This is a genomic window from Sphingomonas sp. 10B4 (assembly GCF_035019905.1).
In the GTDB taxonomy this organism is placed as follows: Bacteria; Pseudomonadota; Alphaproteobacteria; order Sphingomonadales; family Sphingomonadaceae; genus Sphingomonas; species Sphingomonas glacialis.
The window spans coordinates 1-3,668 of sequence record NZ_JASJVC010000130.1 but is presented as its reverse complement, the minus strand read 5'-3'; the positions used below and the strand labels follow the sequence as shown (position 1 = coordinate 3,668).

At 61.3% G+C, this 3,668-nt stretch carries 4 protein-coding genes; 1 reads left to right on the top strand and 3 read right to left on the bottom strand.

The features are described from left to right. Positions 1-129 precede the first annotated feature (129 nt). Entirely contained in the window at positions 130-384 is a 255-nt protein-coding gene (locus tag QN347_RS18860; RefSeq protein ID WP_322163815.1) for a hypothetical protein, read from the top strand. Between the two features lie 467 nt (positions 385-851). Here the strand turns inward: QN347_RS18860 and QN347_RS18855 are convergent, their stop codons facing one another. The 3 genes from QN347_RS18855 to QN347_RS18845 all read right to left on the bottom strand — a co-directional run. Continuing rightward, positions 852-1,295 (bottom strand): hypothetical protein, encoded by a 444-nt coding sequence (locus QN347_RS18855; protein WP_322163814.1) that lies wholly within the window; start codon positions 1,293-1,295, stop codon positions 852-854. Between the two features lie 4 nt (positions 1,296-1,299). After that, positions 1,300-2,808: a YfjI family protein gene (locus QN347_RS18850; protein ID WP_322163813.1), complete on the bottom strand. Its 1,509-nt coding sequence runs from the start codon at positions 2,806-2,808 to the stop codon at positions 1,300-1,302. Further along, positions 2,805-3,668, bottom strand: an 864-nt coding sequence (locus QN347_RS18845) for a toprim domain-containing protein (protein WP_323494312.1), incomplete at its 5' end; no start/stop codon positions are given. The genes QN347_RS18850 and QN347_RS18845, both read right to left, overlap by 4 nt.

The window sequence follows — 3,668 nt, the reverse complement described above, 5'->3', positions numbered from 1 at the left end:
TCGTCTGGACCGCCGACCCCGATAAAATCATCGCCGCGGTCAGACGCGGGCACCAAGTGTTAGATTCGGACCACTAGCGGGTTTGTAAACTACGTAATCACCAAAGCATAAGCCGGTCGAGAAGCCGGAATGAGCTGGGCGCACGGGATCGACGCGTCGTGGTATCCGTTGATCTACGGTTTGCTGGCGCTGTACTGCACCTCTAAAATCACCTCGGCGCTCAGAGGGGTAAAGTACCAAATAAGGCTTCTAGATGAGCGACTGAAGACCGTCGAATATGACTTGAAGGTCTATGCGCAAGCAATAGATCACGGCCTCGCGCCGTTGCACTCGATTGAGGAAAATACCCGAGCGGCGATACCTTCGTTAGGTTCGGGTTTGTAAACTACGCAATCGCCAAAGATTTTGGCTGTGTCGGCGGGCGCGGGCCTGACTTATTCCCGGTAGGTAAGTGCCAGCGCGAAAGCCTCGGGCGAGAATAGGCCCGGCGTCATTAGCGCGATATTTGCGTCTAAGTCGTCATTAAGGCCCATCTGCTCTAATATGACTATAGCGCCAGCTTCCAGCTCAACAGATCGGCCTAGATCGTCATCAGTATAACTTTCGATGGCTCGCTTTAGTATCGGCTAGGCAATTCATTTGTACGGGTCTTTCCGGTCAACAGGGGAGAGATACCGGCAGCGCGCCGACCTATTGGCACTAATGGCACTAATGGCACAGCGTATCTTGCAGCCCCTCTGCCTGTTTTCTTAATATAAGTTAGTTAGTGACCTTTTTTAGCCTACGCCGCGCGAGGGGAGCGAGCGCGAGGGTGCCCGTGCCATTAGTGCCAGTAGTGCCATTAGCTCCGATCACCGGCCAAAATCCCACAGCATAACCGGCGTCACCACGGGCATTCGGCCGTGTCGAGGGCCGCCCTTTTCGAACACGTCCAGCGGCCTTTCGTCACCCGCCAGACAAACGCGATCGTCTAGCGCGACAATCTTGCGCCCCTGGACCCATATTGCGAGGCCCTGAAAATCCCAATCGTCACGCGCACCGACTCCGTACAGATCGGCCACCGTCCAACCGAGCGAAAGCGCGGTGGCGGTCCAGCCCTCGCGCGCTAGGCGTTGCGCATCTCGCACCACCCGCCGCCAGTTTTCCGCATTTTCGATCTTTGCCGGCGGCGACAGAGACGCCAGCCGCGACAGGTTGCGGTAAAGCTCCACGTCGAGCCCGTACAGGTCCCTTACAGGGGCCGCCTCGCCCCCGGCTGCCAGCGCCTTCGCGGCCACCTCGCGCCACCCGGCCATCGGGCTAGCTCAACACAGCGGGATTGACCGCATAGTCTTTGCGGGGCTGCCCTGGCGTGCTGCCGTCCCGATGCTTGGACCCGCGCAGCCAACCCGCTTCGATTAGCGCCTCTATTGCCAGATCCACGTCGTTTGCTTGCTTAAGCGTGGGGATGCCGCTCGACCGGCGAATGTCGCGGGCGTTGACCTGCTTGGGCTTCGTCTTTTGGATGTAGCGGGCGAGCGCGGCGGCGTTGCGTTCTTCTTCTGGCAATGCCGCGTCACCAAACACGCGCAACGCGCTCGGTTTGGCGTAATCGTCCACAAACCCTAGGACCGCCGCCAGCGTCTTGACGCTGATAGTATCGGGCTCGCATCCGCCTACCGCAGCCCAGCCCATAAGCTCGACCACCAGCGCCAGCCGTAGGACCATGCCGCGCAGCTTGCCGACAAAGCCCTTATACAGCGACGACGCCTCACGCACCGCGTCGTCGTTCTCCCGCACCCATGCTTCAAACACGTCGGCCGTGTCGGAGGCGAGCAACAGCACGCGCGGTTCGATCTTGCCGCTATCCGACCGCTTGGCCTCTAGCTGTTGCAAGCGCCGATAAAGCCGCTCGAGCTTGCCAACGTCTGCCACTTGGCGGGGGCGCCGGTACTGGATCGGATCGGGCCACACCCAAAGGAAGCGCGGCACTAGGCCATCGTCTGCGGTCCTAAGCAGGCACTCGCGCAGCTTCTCGGGCTGGATACCGCCAAGCACCGTCACGCCGTTAAACGAGACGTTCACCGGTCCCGCTTTGTTGCCCTTGCGGTCGACCGTATGCTCTCGCCCACCATAGGCCTCTAGCCAAAACTCACGCCCGCCTGGCGAATAGCGTTCGAAGCTCATAAGCCACGCGGCCAATTCGTCGCGAAGGTGAAGCGTCCCGTTCGGATTGCCTGCCAGAATATCGCCCATCGCTTCCGGCGTGGCATCTTGCACCACCAACCGCGGGCGTTGCGGCTCGTCGGGATCAACCGCAGCCTCTGGCATCGGCGGCGTTGCTACACCGTCCTTGGTTGCCGTCTTGACCTGGGCTTGCCATTCGGAGCGCTCTTGCCGAGCGCGTTCGGCCACCGTCTGGAAACCAAGAAGCCGCGTCTTGTGATGCTCGGCTAGCTCGGCTTCCATGGCACGCAACGGGCCGGTGGCAGCGTCGATCGCGGGCGACTTATTCGAGGATGGATCACCGACAGGCGCAACCCAAAGCACGCACGGTTCCTGCCATTGCGGCGTCGTCACATAGGGTTGCACCCGCCGCTTAGCCCCTATCAGGGACGCACAGACCGCCAGCACGCCTACAGCGACATAATCGACCGGGGAACCTGCGCCGGCTGCCAGATCATTGACCAGCGGCCACAACTCGCCAAACATTTCAGTCGGCATCGGTGGCGGCGACGTGCGGCCACCGGAAAGGATCGACATATCAGGCGCGGGCCAACTGGTGACGGGCTCGGCGCGATCGGCAAGGTTGAGGGCCGCGGCGTTCATGCGCGAATCCCCCGTAATTCGTCGTTCCAATCCTTGAAGCCATCGGACGGAAACATTTGCAGCACCTCGAGCCCGCGCAATTCGAACTCGGCAACGCACTTGAAAACCGCGTCTTGCCCGGCCGCGTTATTGTCGCCAGCAATGGTTATCCGCGTGACGCTCTCAGGAAGCGTTAGGCGTGGCATCAGCGCCGTTCCGCACGCCACATAGATCGCCCTACCCGGCAGCGCCTGTGCGAGCGTAAGTCCGTCCTCCGGCCCCTCGCATAGCGTGACATGCTCGGGCGGTGGCGCGGTGCGATCGGACCCGCTCGCGCGGAACGCCGACCCGATCACAGCCCCATAGCTAAGCTTCGCCTTCGCCTTGGTGCCGTCCGCTTTTACCGCCGCATATTTACGCTTGCCGCCATCAGCAAGGAACACGCATTGGACGCCGACCAGATCCCCCGCCATGTCTTGCAGCGCGCAGACCATTGCGGGATGATTGCGACCAACCTCGCCCGTCTCGGGATCGCGCCACCGGGGGATAGAGGCAAAGCGAACCGTATTCGGAAGCGGCGTCTCGATGCCGCGCGAAAGCGCATAGACCTGTGCTGGCGTACCTTCGGCGCCTATGGCTTGGTCCCATATGTCGCGGGCAAGTTGGACACGCGCCGCCATGATAGCATCGCTCTCGGCTTTGCGCTTCGCTCGGTCTTCGTCCGTCACTACCGGCAGATCGCTGCCAGCAATCGCCCGGTACGCCTCGCCAAAGGTCATCCCCTCGCGACGCATCAGGAAAGCGTGTCGATGGCGGAGTAATCTTCCCCAGTTGTGACATTTGAATATTCCCCACTTCTTCTGATCGGCCCTTGTCCGGGG